This window comes from Embleya sp. NPDC020630, assembly GCF_044334985.1.
Classification (GTDB): Bacteria; Actinomycetota; Actinomycetes; order Streptomycetales; family Streptomycetaceae; genus Embleya.
In genome coordinates this window covers 62475-80956 of the sequence record NZ_JBIRUB010000002.1, presented here as the reverse complement: position 1 = coordinate 80956, position 18482 = coordinate 62475, and the positions used below count along the sequence as shown (strand labels likewise).

15 protein-coding genes are annotated in these 18482 nt (G+C 69.7%); all 15 read right to left on the bottom strand.

The window, feature by feature from the left end; genetic code table 11:
- Window positions 1-156 precede the first annotated feature (156 nt).
- The gene (locus tag ACH4XV_RS06465; protein WP_395787195.1) at window positions 157-1167 is read right to left on the bottom strand and encodes a polyprenyl synthetase family protein; all 1011 of its coding nucleotides are present in this window, start codon (window positions 1165-1167) and stop codon (window positions 157-159) included.
- Window positions 1168-1210: 43 nt separating this feature from the next.
- Window positions 1211-2797: an NADH-quinone oxidoreductase subunit NuoN gene (gene nuoN, locus ACH4XV_RS06460; protein WP_395787193.1), complete on the bottom strand. Its 1587-nt coding sequence runs from the start codon at window positions 2795-2797 to the stop codon at window positions 1211-1213.
- A 2-nt stretch (window positions 2798-2799) separates the two neighbouring features.
- Entirely contained in the window at window positions 2800-4437 is a 1638-nt protein-coding gene (locus ACH4XV_RS06455) for an NADH-quinone oxidoreductase subunit M (RefSeq protein ID WP_395787191.1), read from the bottom strand.
- A gap of 64 nt (window positions 4438-4501) precedes the next feature.
- A complete protein-coding gene (gene nuoL, locus ACH4XV_RS06450; RefSeq protein ID WP_395788611.1) occupies window positions 4502-6400 on the bottom strand; it encodes an NADH-quinone oxidoreductase subunit L in 1899 nt (632 codons plus the stop codon).
- A gap of 106 nt (window positions 6401-6506) precedes the next feature.
- The gene (gene nuoK, locus ACH4XV_RS06445; RefSeq protein ID WP_020549317.1) at window positions 6507-6806 is read right to left on the bottom strand and encodes an NADH-quinone oxidoreductase subunit NuoK; all 300 of its coding nucleotides are present in this window, start codon (window positions 6804-6806) and stop codon (window positions 6507-6509) included.
- Window positions 6803-7795: an NADH-quinone oxidoreductase subunit J gene (locus ACH4XV_RS06440; protein WP_395787189.1), complete on the bottom strand. Its 993-nt coding sequence runs from the start codon at window positions 7793-7795 to the stop codon at window positions 6803-6805. Before ACH4XV_RS06440 ends, nuoK begins: the two co-directional genes overlap by 4 nt.
- Window positions 7792-8376 carry an NADH-quinone oxidoreductase subunit NuoI gene (nuoI, locus tag ACH4XV_RS06435; RefSeq protein WP_380031891.1) on the bottom strand — a complete coding sequence of 195 codons (585 nt, stop codon included), beginning with the start codon at window positions 8374-8376 and terminating at the stop codon, window positions 7792-7794. The genes ACH4XV_RS06440 and nuoI overlap by 4 nt, the downstream gene beginning before the upstream one ends.
- Before the next feature lie 4 nt (window positions 8377-8380).
- Window positions 8381-9715, bottom strand: a complete 1335-nt coding sequence (gene nuoH / locus ACH4XV_RS06430; RefSeq protein ID WP_395788609.1) for an NADH-quinone oxidoreductase subunit NuoH — start codon at window positions 9713-9715, stop codon at window positions 8381-8383.
- Window positions 9716-9726: 11 nt separating this feature from the next.
- Complete coding sequence (locus ACH4XV_RS06425; RefSeq protein ID WP_395787187.1) at window positions 9727-12282, bottom strand: NADH-quinone oxidoreductase subunit G; 2556 nt, start codon at window positions 12280-12282, stop codon at window positions 9727-9729.
- A 1-nt stretch (window position 12283) separates the two neighbouring features.
- Complete coding sequence (gene nuoF / locus ACH4XV_RS06420) at window positions 12284-13621, bottom strand: NADH-quinone oxidoreductase subunit NuoF (RefSeq protein WP_395787185.1); 1338 nt, start codon at window positions 13619-13621, stop codon at window positions 12284-12286.
- A complete protein-coding gene (gene nuoE, locus ACH4XV_RS06415; RefSeq protein WP_395787183.1) occupies window positions 13618-14496 on the bottom strand; it encodes an NADH-quinone oxidoreductase subunit NuoE in 879 nt (292 codons plus the stop codon). Before nuoE ends, nuoF begins: the two co-directional genes overlap by 4 nt.
- On the bottom strand, window positions 14493-15830 hold the full coding sequence (locus ACH4XV_RS06410) for an NADH-quinone oxidoreductase subunit D (protein WP_380005571.1): 1338 nt from the start codon (window positions 15828-15830) through the stop codon (window positions 14493-14495). Before ACH4XV_RS06410 ends, nuoE begins: the two co-directional genes overlap by 4 nt.
- Entirely contained in the window at window positions 15830-16579 is a 750-nt protein-coding gene (locus ACH4XV_RS06405) for an NADH-quinone oxidoreductase subunit C (protein ID WP_395787181.1), read from the bottom strand. Before ACH4XV_RS06405 ends, ACH4XV_RS06410 begins: the two co-directional genes overlap by 1 nt.
- A complete protein-coding gene (locus ACH4XV_RS06400) occupies window positions 16576-17241 on the bottom strand; it encodes a NuoB/complex I 20 kDa subunit family protein (RefSeq protein ID WP_395787179.1) in 666 nt (221 codons plus the stop codon). The genes ACH4XV_RS06405 and ACH4XV_RS06400 overlap by 4 nt, the downstream gene beginning before the upstream one ends.
- A 92-nt stretch (window positions 17242-17333) precedes the next feature.
- Window positions 17334-17693, bottom strand: a complete 360-nt coding sequence (locus ACH4XV_RS06395; protein ID WP_395787177.1) for an NADH-quinone oxidoreductase subunit A — start codon at window positions 17691-17693, stop codon at window positions 17334-17336.
- Window positions 17694-18482 lie beyond the last annotated feature (789 nt).

Sequence of the window (18482 nt, the reverse complement as noted above, 5' to 3'; positions counted from 1 at the left end):
GCCCCGCGCCCGAAAGCCTGGGACTTCAAGCTGACCCACAACACCTCGCACTACTCCCGGGGGAGCAGTCGGGGTGTAATCCGCAGCCGTACACCGAAACGCGACGGGTGGGCGGGCGGGCAAACCGAACAACCAATACGCACCCGCAGCACACCCCTAAGCGCTGCGTTCCACCACAAGTTCGCACAAAGACGACAAAGCCCGCTTGGCGCTGCAATCCGGCAAAGGAGCCAAAACCTCTCGAGCCTCCTCGGCATAACGCCGAGTATCCTCACGGGCCTTGGCAAGCGCCGGATGCCCGCGCAAAAGCGACAGCGCCTCCGCGTGCTCGTCGTCGTCCGTGATCGGCCCGTCGAGCAGTTCGAGCAGGTGCCGGTCGGCCGCCGGGGACGAGCCCGCCACCCCCGCACGCAGGTGCAACACCGGCAGCGTCGGCACCCCTTCGCGCAGATCGGTGCCCGGGGTCTTGCCCGACTCGGTCGCCTCGCTGGCGATGTCGAGCACGTCGTCGGCCAGTTGGAAGGCCACGCCGAACCGCTCGCCGTAGCGGGTCAGGATGTCCACCACGTGCTCGTCGGCGCCCGCGAACATCGCGCCGAACTGCCCCGAGGCGGCGATCAGCGAGCCGGTCTTGTCCGCCATCACCGACAGGTAGTGCTCGACCGGGTCGTCGCCCATCGCCGGGCCGACCGTCTCGCGGATCTGGCCGGTCACCAGTCGGGCGAACGCGCGGGCCTGGATCCGCACCGCCTCGTTGCCCAGGTCGGCGACGATCTCCGAGGCCCGGGCGAACAGGAAGTCGCCGGTCAGGATCGCCACCGAGTTGTCCCACCGGGAGTTCGCGCTGGGCGCCCCGCGCCGCAGCGGCGCCTCGTCCATCACGTCGTCGTGGTACAGCGTGGCCAGGTGCGTCAGTTCGCACACCACCGCCGCCGGCACCACGCCCGGGGCCTGCCAGTCGCCGAATTGGGCGGCGAGCAGCACCAGCAGGGGCCGGAACCGCTTGCCGCCCGCCTCGACGAGGTGTCGCGAGGTCTGCGTCAAGTAGGGGAACTCGCTCTTGGTGGCCGCCAGGAGCTCCTGCTCCACGGCGGCCATCCCCGCCCTGATGTCGGCGTCGAGAGTTTCGTCCGTGACGCTCAGCCCGAAGGGCCCCACGATCGCCATGACGGTTCTCTCCTGTCGATCACGCAGAGTCTCTGCGTCGTGCTCAATGGACGAACAAGGCTGCCTTGTCCGCGAGGTCCAGTACCGGCTGCGGGAGGATGCCAAGGACCACGGTAACGGCTACCCCGAGCGCGATGGCAGCGGTGGTCATCACGCTCGGTACGACGACCGTCGGACCGTCGGCCTTGGGCTCCGAGAAGAACATCAGCACGATGACCCGCACGTAGAAGAACGCGGCGATCGCGCTGCACAGCACACCGACCACCACGAGGCTGCCCGCGCCGCCGCGCGCCGCCGCCTGGAAGACCGCGAACTTTCCGGCGAAACCGCTGGTCAACGGGATACCGGCAAAGGCGAGCAGGAACAGTGCGAACACTCCTGCGACCAGCGGGGAACGCCTGCCCAGACCCGCCCAGTGGGACAGGTGGGTCGCCTCGCCGCGCGCGTCCCGTACCAGGGTGACCACCGCGAACGCACCCAGAGTGACGAATCCGTAGGCCACAAGGTAGAACATCGTGGACGACACGCCCGCGTCGTTCATCGCGATCATTCCGGTCAGGATGAAACCCGCGTGGGCGATCGACGAGTAGGCGAGCAGCCGCTTCACGTCGGTCTGGGTGATCGCGATGACCGCGCCCGCGACCATGGTCGCGATCGCGACGCCGATCATCACCGGCCGCCAGTCCCAGCGCATGCCCGGCAGCGCGACGTAGAAGAAGCGCATCATCGCGCCGAACGCGGCCACCTTGGTGGCCGCCGCCATGAACCCGGTGATCGGGGTCGGCGCGCCCTGGTACACATCCGGCGTCCAGGAGTGGAACGGCACCGCGCCGACCTTGAACAGCAGGCCGACCGCCACCATCGCGAGCCCGATCAGCAGCAGCGCGTCGTTGTCCATCGCGCCGGCCGAGGCCACCCCGATCTTGTCCAGCGAGACGCTGCCCGAGTAGCCGTAGAGCATGGCCACGCCGAACAGGAAGAACGCCGAGGAGAACGCGCCGAGCAGGAAGTACTTGAGCGCGGCCTCCTGGGAGAGCAGCCGGTTGCGCCGGGCCAGCCCGCACAGCAGGTAGAGCGGCAGGGACAGGATCTCCAGCGCGACGAACATCATCAGCAGGTCGTTCGCCGCCGGGAAGAGCAGCATGCCCACCAGGGAGAACATGGCCAGCGGGTAGACCTCGGTCTGCGTCCACCCGGCCGCCGCGGCGTCCTTCTCCTGCTGCGAGCCGGGCGCGGCCGCGGCCTGCGGGGCGAACGCGTCGCCGCCGGCCGGTTCCAGCTTGCGCTCGCCGATCAGCAGCACCGAGGCGATGCCGATCAGGAGCAGCGTGCCCTGGAGGAACAGCGACGGGCCGTCGACGGCGATCGCGCCCATCGCGGTGATGCTGCCCCGGTGGTCGTCGGGCAGGTCCCGGGCCAGCCACACGATCGCGCCGAACGCGGCGATCATGCCGACCAGGGCCACGGTGAGCTGGGCGCGGTAGCGGGCCGGTCGGGGCAGGAACGCCTCGATCAGCACGCCGACCACGGCCACGCCCGCGATGATCAGGACCGGCGAGAGCTTGCCGTACTCGATGGTGGGCGCGTCCACCTTCGTCACGGCGAGCGTTGCCGCTGCGGCGGTGCTCATGCTCACTTGGAGCCTCCAGTGGTGTGCGCCTCGGTGCCCGCGGCCTGTTCGATGGGCTTGGTGGGCGCCGGGTCCTTCTGCTCCACCCGGCTGAGCGTGTGGTCCACGGCCGGATTCACCGCGTCGAGCACCGGCTTCGGGTAGACGCCGAGCACGAGCAGGAACGCGATCAGCGGTACCACGACCGCCAGTTCGCGCGGCACCAGGTCGCGAAGCTTCTCGTTCCCGGGCCGGACCGGACCGGTCATCGTGCGTTGGTACAGGACGAGTACGTACAGGGCGGCGAGCACGATGCCGGTGGTGGCGAAGATCGCGGCCACCTTGTACTTCGTGAACGCGCCCACCAACACCAGGAACTCGCTGACGAACGGGGCGAGTCCCGGCATGGAAAGGGTCGCGAGTCCGGCCACCAGGAACGTACCCGCGAGGATGGGGGCGACCTTTTGCACGCCGCCGAAGTCGGCGATCGTCTTGCTGCCGCGGCGCGAGATCAGGAAGCCCGCGATCAGCAGCAGGGCCGCGGTGGAGAAGCCGTGGTTGACCATGTACAGCGTCGCGCCCGACTGACCCTGGCTGGTCATCACGAAGATGCCCAGGATGATGAAGCCGAAGTGCGAGATGGACGTGTACGCGATCAGCCGCTTGATGTCGGTCTGGCCGACCGCGAGCAGCGCGCCGTAGATGATCCCGATCACCGCGAGGGTGATCACCACCGGGGCGAAGTACTTCGACGCGTCCGGGAAGATCTCCAGGCAGAACCGGAGCATCGCGAACGTGCCGACCTTGTCCACCATCGCGGTGACCAGGACCGCGACACCGGGGGTGGCCTCGGTCATGGTGTCCGGCAGCCAGGTGTGGAACGGCCACAGCGGGGCCTTGATCGCGAACGCGAACATGAAGCCCAGGAACAGCGCCTTCTCCGCGGTCGGATCGATGTCCAGCTGACCGGTGGCCACCGCCTGCGAGATCTTCACGAAGTCGAAGGTGCCGTGCCCGTCGACGCCGATGCCCTGGTTGGCGGTGGCCACGTACAGGCCCACCACCGCGGCCAGCATGACCAGGCCGCCGAGCAGGTTGTACAGCAGGAACTTGACCGCCGCGTAGGAGCGTTGCGCGCCGCCGAAGCCGCCGATCAGGAAGTACATCGGGATCAGCATGGCTTCGAAGAAGACGTAGAACATGAACACGTCGGTGGCCGCGAAGGACACCACGACCATCGCCTCGACCAGCAGCATCAGCGCGAAGAACGCGTGCGTGCTGCGCGGCGCGGGCCGGCCCGTGCCCGCCGAGCCGTCGGCGCCCACCGGCGCGTCGTCCGCGTCGTGCCACGAGGCCAGGATCAGCAGCGGCATCAGCACCGCGGTGAGCAGGATCAGCACCAGGCCGATCCCGTCCACGCCCAACGACCAGCGCACCCCGAACGAGGAGATCCAGCTGTAGCTCTCGGTGATCTGGAAACGTCCGCCGTCGTTGTCGAACTTGGTCGCCACCACCACGGCGACGGCCAGCGTGAGCAGGCTGAACAGCAGCGCCACGTTCTTGGCGAGCCTGCGTTTGCCGGCCGGTACGGCGGCGACGCACAGGCCGCCGACGAACGGCAGCGCCGCGAGCGTCGTCAGCCAGGGAAAGTGGCCGTTCATCGAAGTCCCTCCGCCTGGACGCCTACCGTGTGGGCGATCCGAATTCGGGTCGGCATCGTCGTCATCACGCCATCCGAGCCATCAGCGTGCAGGCCACGACCAGCAGCGTGCCGCCGAACATGGACAGCGCGTACGTGCGGACGAACCCGGTCTGTACCCGGCGCACCCGCGCCGAGGTGCCGCCGACGAAGGCCGCGAGGCCGCCGACGAATCCGTCCACGCCCCTGTTGTCGAACCACACGAGCAGGCGGGTCAGATACTGCCCGGGCCGCATGACCAGGCCCTCGTTGATGGCGTCCTGGTACAGGTCGCGGCGGGCCGCCGCGGTGACCGGGCTCGCCGCCGGCGCCACCGAGGGCACCTCGCGGCGGGCGTACTGGAGGTAGGCGACCGCCGTGCCGAGGGCGACCATCGCGATCGCCATGCCGGTCACCGCCCACTCGCTCATCGGCAGGTCGCCGTGCGAGAACCCGGTAACGGGGGTCAGCCACTTCACGAACGAGTCGTTCAGCGCGAACAGGCCGCCGGCGAACACCGATCCGAAGGCCAGCAGGATCATCGGACCGGTCATCGAGACCGGCGACTCGTGCGGGTGCGGCTCGTGCCAGTCGGCCGGCGCGCCCGCGGGCGCCTCCTTCCAGCGTTCCTTGCCGAAGAAGGTCATCAGCATCACGCGCGTCATGTAGTACGCGGTGAGCCCGGCCGCGAGCAGGGTGACCGCGCCCAGGATCCAGCCGGAGGTGCCGCCCTTGGCGAACGCCGCCTCGATGATCTTGTCCTTGGAGAAGAACCCGGACAGCAGCGGGAATCCGATGATCGCCAGATAGCCCAGGCCGAAAGTGACGAAGGTGATCGGCATGTACGTGCGCAGGCCGCCGTAGCGGCGCATGTCCACCTCGTCGTTCATGCCGTGCATGACCGAGCCCGCGCCGAGGAACAGCCCGGCCTTGAAGAAGCCGTGCGTGACCAGGTGCATGATCGCGAACGCGTAGCCGATCGGACCCAGGCCGGCGGCCAGGATCATGTAGCCGATCTGGCTCATCGTGGAGGCGGCCAACGCCTTCTTGATGTCGTCCTTGGCACAACCCACGATCGCCCCGAACAGCACGGTGATCGCGCCGACGATGGTGACCGCGAGCTGGGCGTCGGGCGAGGCGTTGAAGATCTCCGCCGAGCGGGTGATCAGGTACACGCCCGCGGTGACCATGGTCGCCGCGTGGATCAGCGCGGAGACCGGGGTCGGACCCTCCATCGCGTCGCCGAGCCAGGCCTGGAGCGGGAATTGCGCCGACTTGCCGCAGGCGGCGAGCAGCAACATCAGGCCGATCGCGGTCATCGTGCCGTCGCTCGCGGTCGCGCTGCCGCCGAGCACGTCCGCGAAGGAGAAGGTGCCGAACGTGGTGAACATCAGGAAGATCGCCACGGCCAGACCGAAGTCGCCGACGCGGTTCATGATGAACGCCTTCTTGGCGGCGGTCGCGGCGCTCGGCTTGTGCTGCCAGAACCCGATCAGCAGGTAGGAGGCAAGCCCGACGCCCTCCCAACCGACGTACAGCAGAAGGTAGTTGTTCGCCAGCACCAGCAGCAGCATCGCCGCGACGAACAGGTTCAGGTAGGCGAAGAAGCGCCGACGGTTCTCGTCGTGCGCCATGTAGCCGATCGAGTAGATGTGGATCAGCGAGCCCACACCGGTGATCAGCAGCACGAACACCATGGACAACTGGTCCAGGTGCAGGCCGATGTCGGCCTGGAACTCGTTGACCGGCGCCCAGGTCCACAGGTGCTGGTCCACCGAGCGGCCGGTGCCGGACTTGTCGAGCATGGTCACGAACATCAGCACGCCGACCACGAACGACCCGAGGGCGAGCGCGGTGGCGAGGATGTGTCCGAAGGGGTTGGTCCGCTTGCCGCCGACCAGCAGCAACACCGCGCCGAGCAACGGCAGTCCGACGACCAGCCACAGCGCCGAGAAGGCACCGGAGGCGGCCGTGGAGTGCAGCCCGCCGCCGCCCTCGTTGGCGAGCAGGGCGCCGGAGGCCAGGGAGGAGGTTTCGATCACCGGTTCCGACCTACCACTTCATGAGGCTGGCGTCGTCGACCGAGGCCGAACGGCGGCTGCGGAAGATGGCGATGATGATGGACAGTCCGACCACGACCTCGCAGGCGGCGACGACCATCGTGAAGAACGCGATGATCTGGCCGTCGAGGTTGTCGTGCATGCGGCCGAACGTCACGAACGCGAGGTTGCAGGCGTTCAGCATCAGTTCGACGCACATGAACACGACGATCGCGTTGCGCCGGAGCAGCACCCCGGCCGCGCCGATGGTGAACAACAGCGCGGACAGGTACAGGTAGTTCACCGGGTTCACGAGCGCCCCTCCTTCGAACCGGCGCCGGCGCCGACCTCGTCGCCCGAGCCCGGGTCGGGGTCCTCGTGCTCCTGGCGGGCGGTGGGCACCGGCGCGGACGCGGGCGCGTCCGACTCGTCGGGCCACGCCTCGTCGTCATCGTCGGCGCCCGCGCTCTCCAACGCGGCCACGCTGTGCACCGCCTCGGCGCTGACGTCGCGGATCTGACCGCGCGCCCGCAGTGTGCCGTTGATCGACAACTCCGAGACGCTGCCGTCGGGGAGCAGCGCGGGTACGTCCACCGCGTTGTGCCGGGCGTACACCCCGGGCGTGGGCAGCGGGGCGACCTGCCTGTTGTCCCGCACCCGCTCCTCGGACAGCTCGCGCTGGGTCTTGCGCGGCACCAGGCGCTCGCGGTGCGCGAGCACCATCGCGCCGACCGCCGCGGTGATCAGCAGCGCGCTGGTCATCTCGAAGGCCCAGATGTACTTGGTGAAGATCTGGTGCGCCAGGCCCTGCACGTTGCCCTGGGAGACCGCGCGCAGCGCCTCGTCGTCGGTCTCCGCCGGGTATACCGGGCGGCTGCCCGCCGACTTGGTCGCCAGCGCGGTGAAGTGGGTGATCGAGGCGTTGGCGATGGCCGCCGTCAGCAGGATGCCGAAGCCCAGACCGAGCCCGGCGGCGGCGATCCGCTGACCCTTGAGGGTCTCCTTGAGCGAGTCCACCGAGGAGACGCCGACCAGCATCAGCACGAACAGGAACAACATCATGATCGCGCCGGTGTAGACCACGATCTGCACGATGCCCAGGAACACCGCGCCCTGGGCCAGGTAGAAGATCGCCAGGCACATCATCGTGGTGACCAGCGCGAGCGCGCTGTGCACCGCCTTCTTCATGAAGACGGTCGCCAGTGCGCCGATCAGCGCGACGGCCGCGAGCACCCAGAACTGCAGCGCCTCGCCGGTGGAGGTCTTGGTGACCTCGGCCGCGAAGTCCATTCCGGGGCTCATCGGCCCGCCTCCGTCCCCTGCGCGCCCGCCTCGGCCGGCTCACCGGACCGCCCCTGGGTCACCGTGCCGGGTGCGGCGCCGGTGATCTTGCCCAGGTAGTAGTCGGTGTCGGTGGTGCCCGGGTACATCTCGTGCGGCGCGGGAACCATGCCCTCGTACAGCGGCGCGAGCAGCTGTTCCTTGGTGAAGATCAGGCTCGCCCGGCTGGTGTCGGCCAGCTCGAACTCGTTGGTCATGGTGAGCGCCCGGGTCGGGCAGGCCTCGATGCACAGACCGCAGAAGATGCAGCGCAGGTAGTTGATCTGGTAGTTGCGGCCGTACCGCTCACCGGGCGAGAAACGTTCCTCGTCGGTGTTGTCGGCACCCTCCACGAAGATCGCGTCGGCGGGACACGCCCACGCGCACAGTTCGCAGCCGATGCACTTCTCCAGGCCGTCGGCGTAGCGGTTGAGCTGGTGCCGGCCGTGGAATCGCGGTGCGGTGACCTTCTTCTCGTACGGGTAGTACTCGGTGTTCGCCTTCTTGAACATCGTCGCGAAGGTGACACCGAACCCCGCGACCGGTCCGAGGAACTTGGGCACGGGTCTATGCCTCTCCTTCAGTGCGGTCGGCCGGGAGCTCCGCCGCCGGCGCGCCGACCGGCTCCGGTCTGCGCACGTTGCGGCGCGGCACCGGCGGGAGTTGCTGGCCCGGCATGGGCGGTACGGGGAACCCGCCCGCCATCGGGTCGAACGTTTCGGGACCGGCGGCCTTCGCGGCGGCCTCCTCGGCCTCCGCGTCCTTGTTCGGAGTGACCGCGTCCCACAGGATCGACAGCAGGAGCAGCGCGACCACGCCGCCCGCGACCCACAGCACGATCCGGGACTGCTCGTAGCCCTCGTTCTTGAGCGCGCGCACGGTGGCGACCAGCATCAGCCACACCAGCGAGAGCGGGATCAGCACCTTCCAGCCGATCTTCATGAACTGGTCGTAGCGGAACCGGGGCAGCGTGCCGCGCAGCCAGATGAAGACGAAGATGAACGCCTGGACCTTGAGGAAGTACCACAGGAACGGCCACCAGCCGGAGTTGGCGCCGTCCCACACCGCGGTGATCGGCCAGGGGGCCAGGTAGCCGCCGAGGAACAGGGTGGTCGCCAGCGAGCTGACCACGACCATGTTCACGTACTCGGCGAGGAAGAACAGCGCGAACTTCAGCGACGAGTATTCGGTGTGGAAGCCGCCGACCAGCTCACCCTCGGCCTCGGGCAGGTCGAACGGCGCCCGGTTGGTCTCGCCGATCATCGCGACGACGTAGATGATGAACGAGACCGGCAGCAGGATCGCGTACCAGGTGTCCTGCTGCGCGGCGACGATCTCCGAGGTGGACATCGAGCCGGAGTAGAGGAACACCGCCGCGAAGGACAGGCCCATCGCGATCTCGTAGGAGATCATCTGGGCCGAGCTGCGCAACCCGCCGAGCAGCGGGTAGGTCGAGCCGGAGGACCAGCCCGCGAGCACGATGCCGTAGATGCCCACGGACGCGACCGCGAGGATGTAGAGGACCGCGACCGGCAGGTCGGTCAGTTGCAGGTGCGTGCGGTGCCCGAAGATGGAGACCTCGGGGCCGAAGGGGATCACCGCGAACGCCATGAACGCCGGGACCATCGCCACGATCGGGGCGATGATGTAGACGGCCTTGTCGGCGCCCTTGACGGTGATGTCCTCCTTGAGCGCGAGCTTCACGCCGTCCGCGAGGGACTGGAGCAGGCCCTGCGGGCCGGTGTACTTGGGCCCGATGCGCATCTGCATCCAGGCCACGACCTTGCGTTCCCACCAGATCGCGAACAGCGTCATGACGACGCAGAACGCGAAGATGAGCACCGCCTTGAGCAGGATCAGCCACCAGACGTCGGTACCGAACCCGGCCGCGGCGAGCTGCATGCCGCTGTCCGTCACCGCTCCTCCTCATGAACGTGTGCGGTCCGACCGTTGAGGCCGGTGTTGTCGGGCGGGCCCTGCGCGGACGCGAGGTCGAGCACCGCCGGGCGGATCCGGACCACCTCGCCGGGGGCGACCCGCAGTGCGCGACGCACCGGGGAGCCGGGCGAGTTCGCGGGCAGGAACACCACGCGCTCGGTCATGTCGGTGATGCGCAGCGGCAACGTGACCTCCCCGTGCAACGAGGTCACGGTGACGCCGCCGCCGTCCTCGGCGCCGATCTCGGCGGCCGTGGACGCGCAGAGCCGGACCACCGGCGCGCGCCGGGTGCCCGCCAGATGGGGTTCGCCGTCCTGGCCGCGTCCCTCGTCCAGGAGCAGGCGCCAGGAGGCGAGTACGGCCTCGCCCGCGCCGGGGCGCGGGAGTTCGCGGGCGCGGCCCTCGGGGCCGGGGCCGCGGTCGCCGGTCCACCGGCCGAGGCGGCGCAGTTCGCGCCGGGCGGCGGTGAGCGAGGGCAGCTCGATCGGGGTGCCCTCGCGTTGTTCGGCCATCGCCTCGGCGATCGCGTCCAGCACCCTCAGGTCGGACATCACCGCGGCCAGGTCGCCGCCGAGCTGGTCCTTCTTCAGGACGGTGGCGAACGGGCGTTCGCGGCCCTCCCAGTCGACGAAGGTGCCGGGCTTCTCGGCGGCGGCGGCGACGGGGAAGACCACGTCGGCGCGTTCGGTGACCGCGCTGTGCCGCAGTTCGAGGCTGACCACGAAGCGGGCCGCGTCCAGGGCGGCCAGCGCGGCGGTCGGGTCGGGCAGGTCGTCCACCTCGACGCCGCCGACCACGAGTGCGGCCAGGCGCTGTTCGCGGGCGGCGGTCAGGATCGCGGTGGTGTCCAGGCCGTAGCCGGCGGGCAGCGCGGCGACCCCCCAGGCGGCGGCCACCTCGGCGCGCGCCTCGGGGTGGTCGACCGGCCGGCCGCCCGGCAGCAGGTTGTACAGCGCGCCCGCGTCCGCCGCGCCGCGCTCGCCCGCGCGCCGGGGCACCCAGGCGAGTCGGGCGCCGGTGCGCCCGGCCAGCGCGCTCGCCGCGGCGAGGGCGCCCGGCACGCCGGCGAGGCGTTCGCCGAGCAGCACCACCGCGCCCGGCTTGCGCAACACCTCGGCCGCGCCGCGCGCGAGTTCGCCGGCGACCTCCGGGTCGGCGAGGGCGGAGAGCCATTCGGTCTCGGTGCCGGGGGCGGCCCGCAGCAGCGTGCCGCCCATCCGGGCGAGCCCGGAGGAGGCGAACGGCGCGATGCCGTACACCTTCAGGCCCTTGCGCGATGCCTTGCGCAGCCGCAGGAAGACGATCGGCGACTCGTCCTCGGGTTCGAAGCCGACCAGGAGCACGCCGGGGGCCTTCTCCAGGTCGGCGTAGGTGACCCCGAGCCCGGTGCCGGCCACTCGCTGGGCGAGGAACTCGGCCTCCTCGGCGGAGTGTTCGCGGGCGCGGAAGTCGATGTCGTTGCTGTCGAGCGCGACCCGGGCGAACTTGCCGTAGGCGTAGGCGTCTTCGAGGGTGGCCCGGCCGCCGACCAGGACCCCGGCGCTGCCCCGGGCGGCGGCGAGCCCGCGCGCGGCCACGCCCAGTGCCTCGGACCAGGACGCGGGAACCAGTTCGCCGCTCTCCTCGTCCCGGATCAGTGGGGAGGTGAGCCGGTCCTGACGGGTGGCGTAGCGGAACGCGAAGCGGCCCTTGTCGCAGTTCCATTCCTCGTTGACCTCGGGCTCGTCGCCCGCGAGCCGGCGCAGCACCTTGCCCCGGCGGTGGTCGGCGCGCAGCGAGCACCCGGACGCGCAGTGCTCGCACGTGGTCGGGGAGGACACCAGGTCGAACGGCCGGGCGCGGAAGCGGTACGCGGCCGAGGTGAGGGCGCCGACCGGGCAGATCTGGATGGTGTTGCCGGAGAAGTAGGACTCGAAGGGCTGCTTCTCGTAGATGCCGACCTGCTGGAGCGCGCCACGTTCGATCAGCGCGATGAACGGGTCGCCCGCGACCTGCTCGGAGAAGCGGGTGCAGCGGGCGCAGAGCACGCAGCGCTCGCGGTCGAGCAGCACCTCGGAGGAGATCCGCAGCGGCTTGGGGAAGGTGCGCTTGACCTCGGTGAAGCGGGAGGTCGCCCGGCCGGCGCCCATCGCCTGGTTCTGGAGCGGGCATTCGCCGCCCTTGTCGCAGACGGGGCAGTCCAGGGGGTGGTTGATCAGCAGCAGCTCCATCACCCCGTCCTGCGACTTCTTCGCGACCGGGGAGGTGAGCTGGGTGCGGACGACCATGCCGTCGGTGACGGTGGTGGTGCAGGACGCGAGCGGCTTGCGCTGGCCCTCGACGTCGACCAGGCACTGCCGGCAGGCGCCGACCGGGTCGAGCAGTGGGTGGTCGCAGAACCTGGGGATCTGGATGCCGATCAGCTCGGCGGCCCGGATCACCAGGGTGCCCTTGGGCACCGAGACGTCGATCCCGTCCACCGAGATGGTGACGAGGTCCTCCGGCTTGGGGGCCGGCGGCCCACCCGCGGGGGTGTTGGTCGTGACTGTCATGTCAGCTGTGCGCTCCTGCCCCGGTGGAAGCGGGGGCCGTCGTCGCCCACGCGGTGGATGCCGCGGTGTCGAACGGACAGCCGCCGTGCTCGAAGTGCGCGAGGTATTCGTCGCGGAAGTACTTGAGCGAGGACTGGATCGGGCTCGCCGCGCCGTCGCCGAGGGCGCAGAAGGACTTGCCGAGGATGTTGTCGGCGACGTCGAGCAACGTCTCCAAGTCCTCCTCGGTGCCCTCGCCGTGCTCCAGGCGGGTGAGCAACTGGGTGAGCCAGTAGGTGCCTTCGCGGCACGGGGTGCACTTGCCGCAGGACTCGTGCTCGTAGAACTCGGTCCAGCGCAGCACCGCACGCACCACGCACACGGTCTCGTCGAAGATCTGCAGCGCCTTGGTGCCGAGCATGGAGCCGGCCGCGCCGACGCCCTCGTAGTCGAGCGGCACGTCCAGGTGCTCGTCGGTGAACATCGGCGTGGACGAGCCGCCGGGCGTCCAGAACTTGATCCGGTGCCCGGCGCGTACCCCGCCCGCCAGGTCGAGGAGTTGGCGCAGCGTCACACCGAGGGGGGCCTCGTACTGGCCGGGCCGGGTGACGTGTCCGGACAGCGAGTACAGGGTGAACCCGGGCGACTTCTCCGAGCCCATCGAGCGGAACCACTCGACGCCCTTGTTCAGGATCGGCGGCACCGAGGCGATCGACTCGACGTTGTTCACGCAGGTGGGCGACGCGTACAGGCCGGCCACGGCGGGGAACGGGGGGCGCAGTCGGGGTTGGCCCCGGCGGCCCTCCAGCGAGTCGAGCAGCGCGGTCTCCTCGCCGCAGATGTACGCTCCGGCGCCCGCGTGCACGGTGAGTTCGAGGTCGAAGCCCGAGCCGAGCACGTTCTTGCCGAGGTAGCCGGCCGCGTACGCCTCGCGGACCGCGGCGTGCAGCCGGCGAAGCACCGGGACGACCTCGCCGCGGACGTAGATGAAGGCGTGCCCGGAGCGGATCGCGTAGGACGCGATGATCACGCCCTCGATCAGCACGTGCGGGTTGGCGTACATGAGCGGGATGTCCTTGCAGGTTCCCGGCTCGGATTCGTCCGCGTTGACCACGAGGTAGTGCGGCTTGCCGTCGTTTTGCGGGATGAAGCCCCACTTCATGCCGGTGGGGAAGCCCGCGCCGCCGCGACCGCGCAGACCGGAGTCCTTGACGGTCTGGATCACCTCGTCGGGGTGCATGGCCAGCGCCTTGCGCAGGCCGTCGTAGCCGCCGCCGCGCCGGTAGGTGTCCAGCGTCCACGGCCGGTGCTCGTCCCAGTTGGCGGAGAGCACAGGGGTGAGAAGGGAGGGTTCGGTCACGGCGCCTGGTCCCCGTCCTGGTCGGGCGCGTTCCCGGCGGGAGGCGCGGGGTGGTCCGGGTCGGACTCGGCGGTGCGCGCCGGGGCGTCGTGCGAACTCGGGGCGGGCGGTGCCTCGTTCGCGCCACCCTGGGTCGCGCTGCGGGAGCCGGGCACGGTCGCGGTCGTGGATCGGGGCGCGTCGTCGGTGTGCGTGCCGTTGGCGATCCGCAGGCCGACCAGGCTGGCCGCGCCACCGGCGCCGCCCTCGTCCACCGCGCCGGGGCGCTCGTCGGGGAAGCCGGCCAGGATCCGCGAGGTGTCGCGGAAGGTGCACAGTCGGGCGCCGCGGGTGGGCAGCGCGTCCTTGCCGGCGCGCAGGTCGTCGACGAGTTCCCTGGCCGACTGCGGGGTCGCGTCGTCGAAGAACTCCCAGTTGACCATCACCACGGGCGCGTAGTCGCAGGCCGCGTTGCACTCGATGTGCTCCAGGGTGACCACGCCGTCGGCGGTGGTCTCCTTGTTGCCGATGCCGAGGTGGTCCTTCAGACTCGCGAAGATCTCGTCGCCGCCCATCACCGCGCACAGCGTGTTGGTACACACGCCGACGTGGAAGTCGCCGCCCTGGCGCCGCCGGTACATCGTGTAGAAGGTGGCGACGGCGGAGACCTCGGCGGTGGTCAGGCCGAGGATGTCGGCGCAGAACTCGATGCCGGTGCCGGTGACGTAGCCCTCTTCGGCCTGCACCAGGTGCAGCAGCGGCAGCAGCGCCGAACGCGACTGCGGGTAGCGGCCGATCACCTCCTTCGCGTCCACCTCCAGGCGCGCGCGCACCTCGGGCGGGTACGGCGGAGCCGGCTTGGCCGGGGGCATCGGCATGCCCAGGTCCGTACTCATCGGTCGACACCTCCCATGACGGGGTCGATCCCCGCCACTGCCACGATCACGTCCGCCACCTGGCCGCCCTCGCACATCGCGGCCATGGCCTGCAGGTTGTTGAAGGAGGGGTCGCGGAAGTGCACGCGGTAGGGGCGGGTGCCGCCGTCGCTGACCGCGTGGACCCCCAGTTCGCCCCGGGGTGATTCGATCGCGCTGTAGACCTGGCCGGGCGGCACCCGGAAGCCCTCGGTCACCAGCTTGAAGTGGTGGATGAGGGATTCCATCGAGGTGCCCATGATGTTCTTGATGTGCGCCGGCGAGTTGCCCAACCCGTCGGTGCCCAGGGCCAGTTGCGCGGGCCAGGCGATCTTCTTGTCGGCCACCATGACGGGTCCGGGGGCCAGCCGGTCCAGGCACTGCTCGACGATCCGCAGCGACTGCTTCATCTCCTCGATGCGGATCAGGTACCGCCCCCAGGAGTCGCAGGAGTCGGCGGTGGCGACGTCGAACTCGTAGTTCTCGTAGCCGCAGTACGGCTGCGTCTTGCGGAGGTCGTGCGGCAGGCCGGTGGAGCGCAGCACCGGGCCGGTCAGCCCGAGGGCCATGCAGCCGGCCAGGTCGAGGTAGCCGATGCCCTGGGTGCGGCCCTTGAAGATGGCGTTGTCGTTGAGCAGCAGTTCGTACTCGTGGATCCGGCCGGGGAGGATGTTGACCAGTTCGCGGATCTTGTCCACGGCGCCGGGCGGCAGGTCCTGGGCCAGGCCGCCGGGGCGGATGTAGGCGTGGTTCATCCGGAGCCCGGTGATCATCTCGAAGACGTCGAGGATCAGTTCGCGGTCGCGGAACCCGAAGGTCATCACGGTGAGCGCGCCGATCTCCATGCCGCCGGTGGCCAGGCAGACCATGTGCGAGGAGATGCGGTTGAGCTCCATCAGCAGGACCCGGATCACCTGCGCGCGTTCGGGCACCTGGTCGGTGATGCCGAGCAGCTTCTCCACCGCGAGGCAGTAGGCCGTCTCGTTGTGCAGCGGCATCAGGTAGTCCATGCGCGTCACGAAGGTGACGCCCTGGGTCCAGGTGCGGAACTCCAGGTTCTTCTCGATGCCGGTGTGCAGGTAGCCGATCCCGCAGCGGGCCTCGGTGACGCTTTCCCCGTCGATCTCCAGGATCAGCCGCAACACGCCGTGCGTGGACGGGTGTTGCGGGCCCATGTTGACGACGATGCGCTCTTCGGCGTCCGCCGCGGCCTGGACCACTTCGTCCCAGTCGGAGCCGGTGACCGTGTAGACCCGGCCCTCGGTGGTCTCCCGCGCGTACGCGGCGGACGGGGGTGTCGTTGTCTGATCGGACATCAGTTGTACGACCTCCGCTGGTCGGGCGGCGGGATCTGGGCGCCCTTGTACTCGACGGGCACGCCGCCGAGCGGGTAGTCCTTCCGCTGCGGGTGGCCGGGCCAGTCGTCCGGCATGAGGATGCGCGTGAGCGCGGGGTGGCCGTCGAAGATCAGGCCGAAGAAGTCGTAGGTCTCGCGCTCGTGCCAGTCGAGCGCGGGATACACGCTCACCAGGGACGGTACGTGCGGGTCCGCGTCGGGGGCCGAGACCTCCAGCCGCAGCGCCCGATTGTGGGTGATCGAGCGCAGGTGGTAGACCGCGTGCAGCTCGCGGCCGGCCTCCTGAGGGTAGTGGGTGCCGGACACGCCGGTGCACAGCTCGAAGCGCAGCGCCGGGTCGTTGCGCAGGGTCAGCGCGACCCGGGGCAGCGACTCGCGGCGCACGTGGAAGGTGATCTCGCCGCGGTCGACCACGACCTTCTCGATCGCCTGGTCGAACTCGATGCCGGCCTCCGCGAGGGCGCCGGAGAGCTCGTCGGCGACGAGGTCGAACTCGCCCTCGCCGTCCGCGGTGCCGCGCGGGCCGCCGTAGGGGCGGGCTGCGGGGCCGGGGAAGGCGACGGTACGGACGAGCTTGCCGTAGCCGGAGGTGTCGCCGGAGTCGCGCGCGCCGAACATGCCACGACGCACCGCGATGGGCTCGGCGTCGGCGTCGGCGGGAACCGGAAGCTGGGCCTTTTCCTCGGGGGTGCTGCCAGGGACGGTCATCGGGCGCCCCCGTCGTTGGTGTGGCCGGTGTGCGGGTGGCCCGCGTGCGTGTGCTGCGCGGATGCGTGGCCGACCGGGATGCCGGGATCGAGTTCGTGGGCGCCGCGGCGGGCGCTCGCGGGAAGCATCTCGATGGTGGGCAGCGCCTTCATGGCGGCCTGTTCGGCGGCGCGGGCGGCCTTCTCGCGGTTGACGCCCAGCGGCATCGCCTGGATCTCCTCGCGGAGCTTGATGATCGCGTCCATCAGCATCTCGGGCCGGGGCGGGCAGCCGGGGAGGTAGATGTCCACCGGCACCACGTGGTCGACGCCCTGGACGATCGCGTAGTTGTTGAACATGCCGCCCGACGAGGCACAAACGCCCATCGACAACACCCACTTGGGGTTGGGCATCTGGTCGTAGATCTGCCGCAGGACCGGCGCCATCTTCTGGCTGACCCGCCCGGCGACGATCATCAGGTCGGCCTGGCGCGGCGAGGCCCGGAAAACCTCCATGCCGAAGCGGGCCAGGTCGTAGCGGCCTGCGCCGGTCGCCATCATCTCGATCGCGCAGCACGCGAGTCCGAACGTGGCCGGCCAGAACGATCCCTTGCGGAAGTAGCCGGCCAGCCCTTCCACGGTGCTCAACAGGAAGCCGCTGGGCAGCTTCTCCTCGATACCCACGCGGATGCCCTCTCTCCGTCAGTCGTTGGGGGAAGCCTGGGCTTGGCTGATCGGGCCCACGGTGTGTGTACGTGCATGTGCCATGTCGTCGGTCAGTCCCACTCCAGGCCGCCGCGGCGCCAGAGGTAGGCGTAGGCGACGAAGACCGCGGCCACGAACATGACCATCTCGACGAGACCGAAGATCCCCAGCGAGTCGAAGTAGACGGCCCACGGGTAGAGGAAGACGATCTCGATGTCGAAGACGATGAAGAGCATCGCCGTCAGGTAGTACTTGACCGGGAATCGCCCGCCGCCGACCGGCTGCGGGGTCGGCTCGATGCCGCATTCGTAGGCCTCGAGCTTGGCCCGGTTGTAGCGCTTGGGCCCGGTGAGCGCCCCCATCACGAGGGAGACCAGTCCGAAGGCCAGGGCAATGCCCCCGAGCACGAGGATCGGCGCGTACAGGTTCACCGCGCTCCCATCTCCCTTCTCAGTCCCCCGAAGCCACGCATGTGACCGGGTTCACAAGCTGCCGGAACGGCGCCCATCCTAGGCCCCTTCCGATGTGATCTGCGACACGGGTAGAGAATGATCATGGTGTGATCTTCACCACCTGATGATCGATCAGAAACGGTTGCGTGCAGGCCAAAATCACACAGGGTGAGAAATAGGGGAGCCTAAACGGTTCGCCACTCACGGACGATGTTGATCATGGGAATCGCCTATACCACCCGTTCACAAGCTCATCAAATTTGGCTGATGATGATCGGTTGTGATAATCGATCCACCCGGTTGGCTGCCCATGGTCACCCAGCGCAACCACGGGATGGGCTGCGGGGACGGCGTCGAACACCATCGTGGCGAGTTCGTGAACCAACGGACACAGTCCGGCTGCGGTGGGGGCGGGGGCCTTGACGGGGCGGGGGGCGGGGGTTCCGAGGGGCCTTCCGGGTGGGTGGGGTGGTTTTCGGCGGGTGTTGCGCTTGTGGTCGCGGACGGCCGGTGCGGGGCGGGTCGGAGTCGAGTGGTGGGCCGCCGCGGGCGTGCGGGGCTTCGAAGCCCGGGGCTCCCGACGAGACGGGCGCGCTGTCCGGCGAAAACCGGCCGGCGGCGGGGAGCGGGGAGCGGGAGAGCACTCGGGTCGAGTCCGCCGGGGGCCTTCCCGGGTGGGCCGCGCGTCTTCGGCGAGAGTTGCGCTGGTGGTCGCGGAGGGCCGGTCCGGGGCCGGTCAGAGTCGCCGGGTCGGCCGCCGCCGGCGTG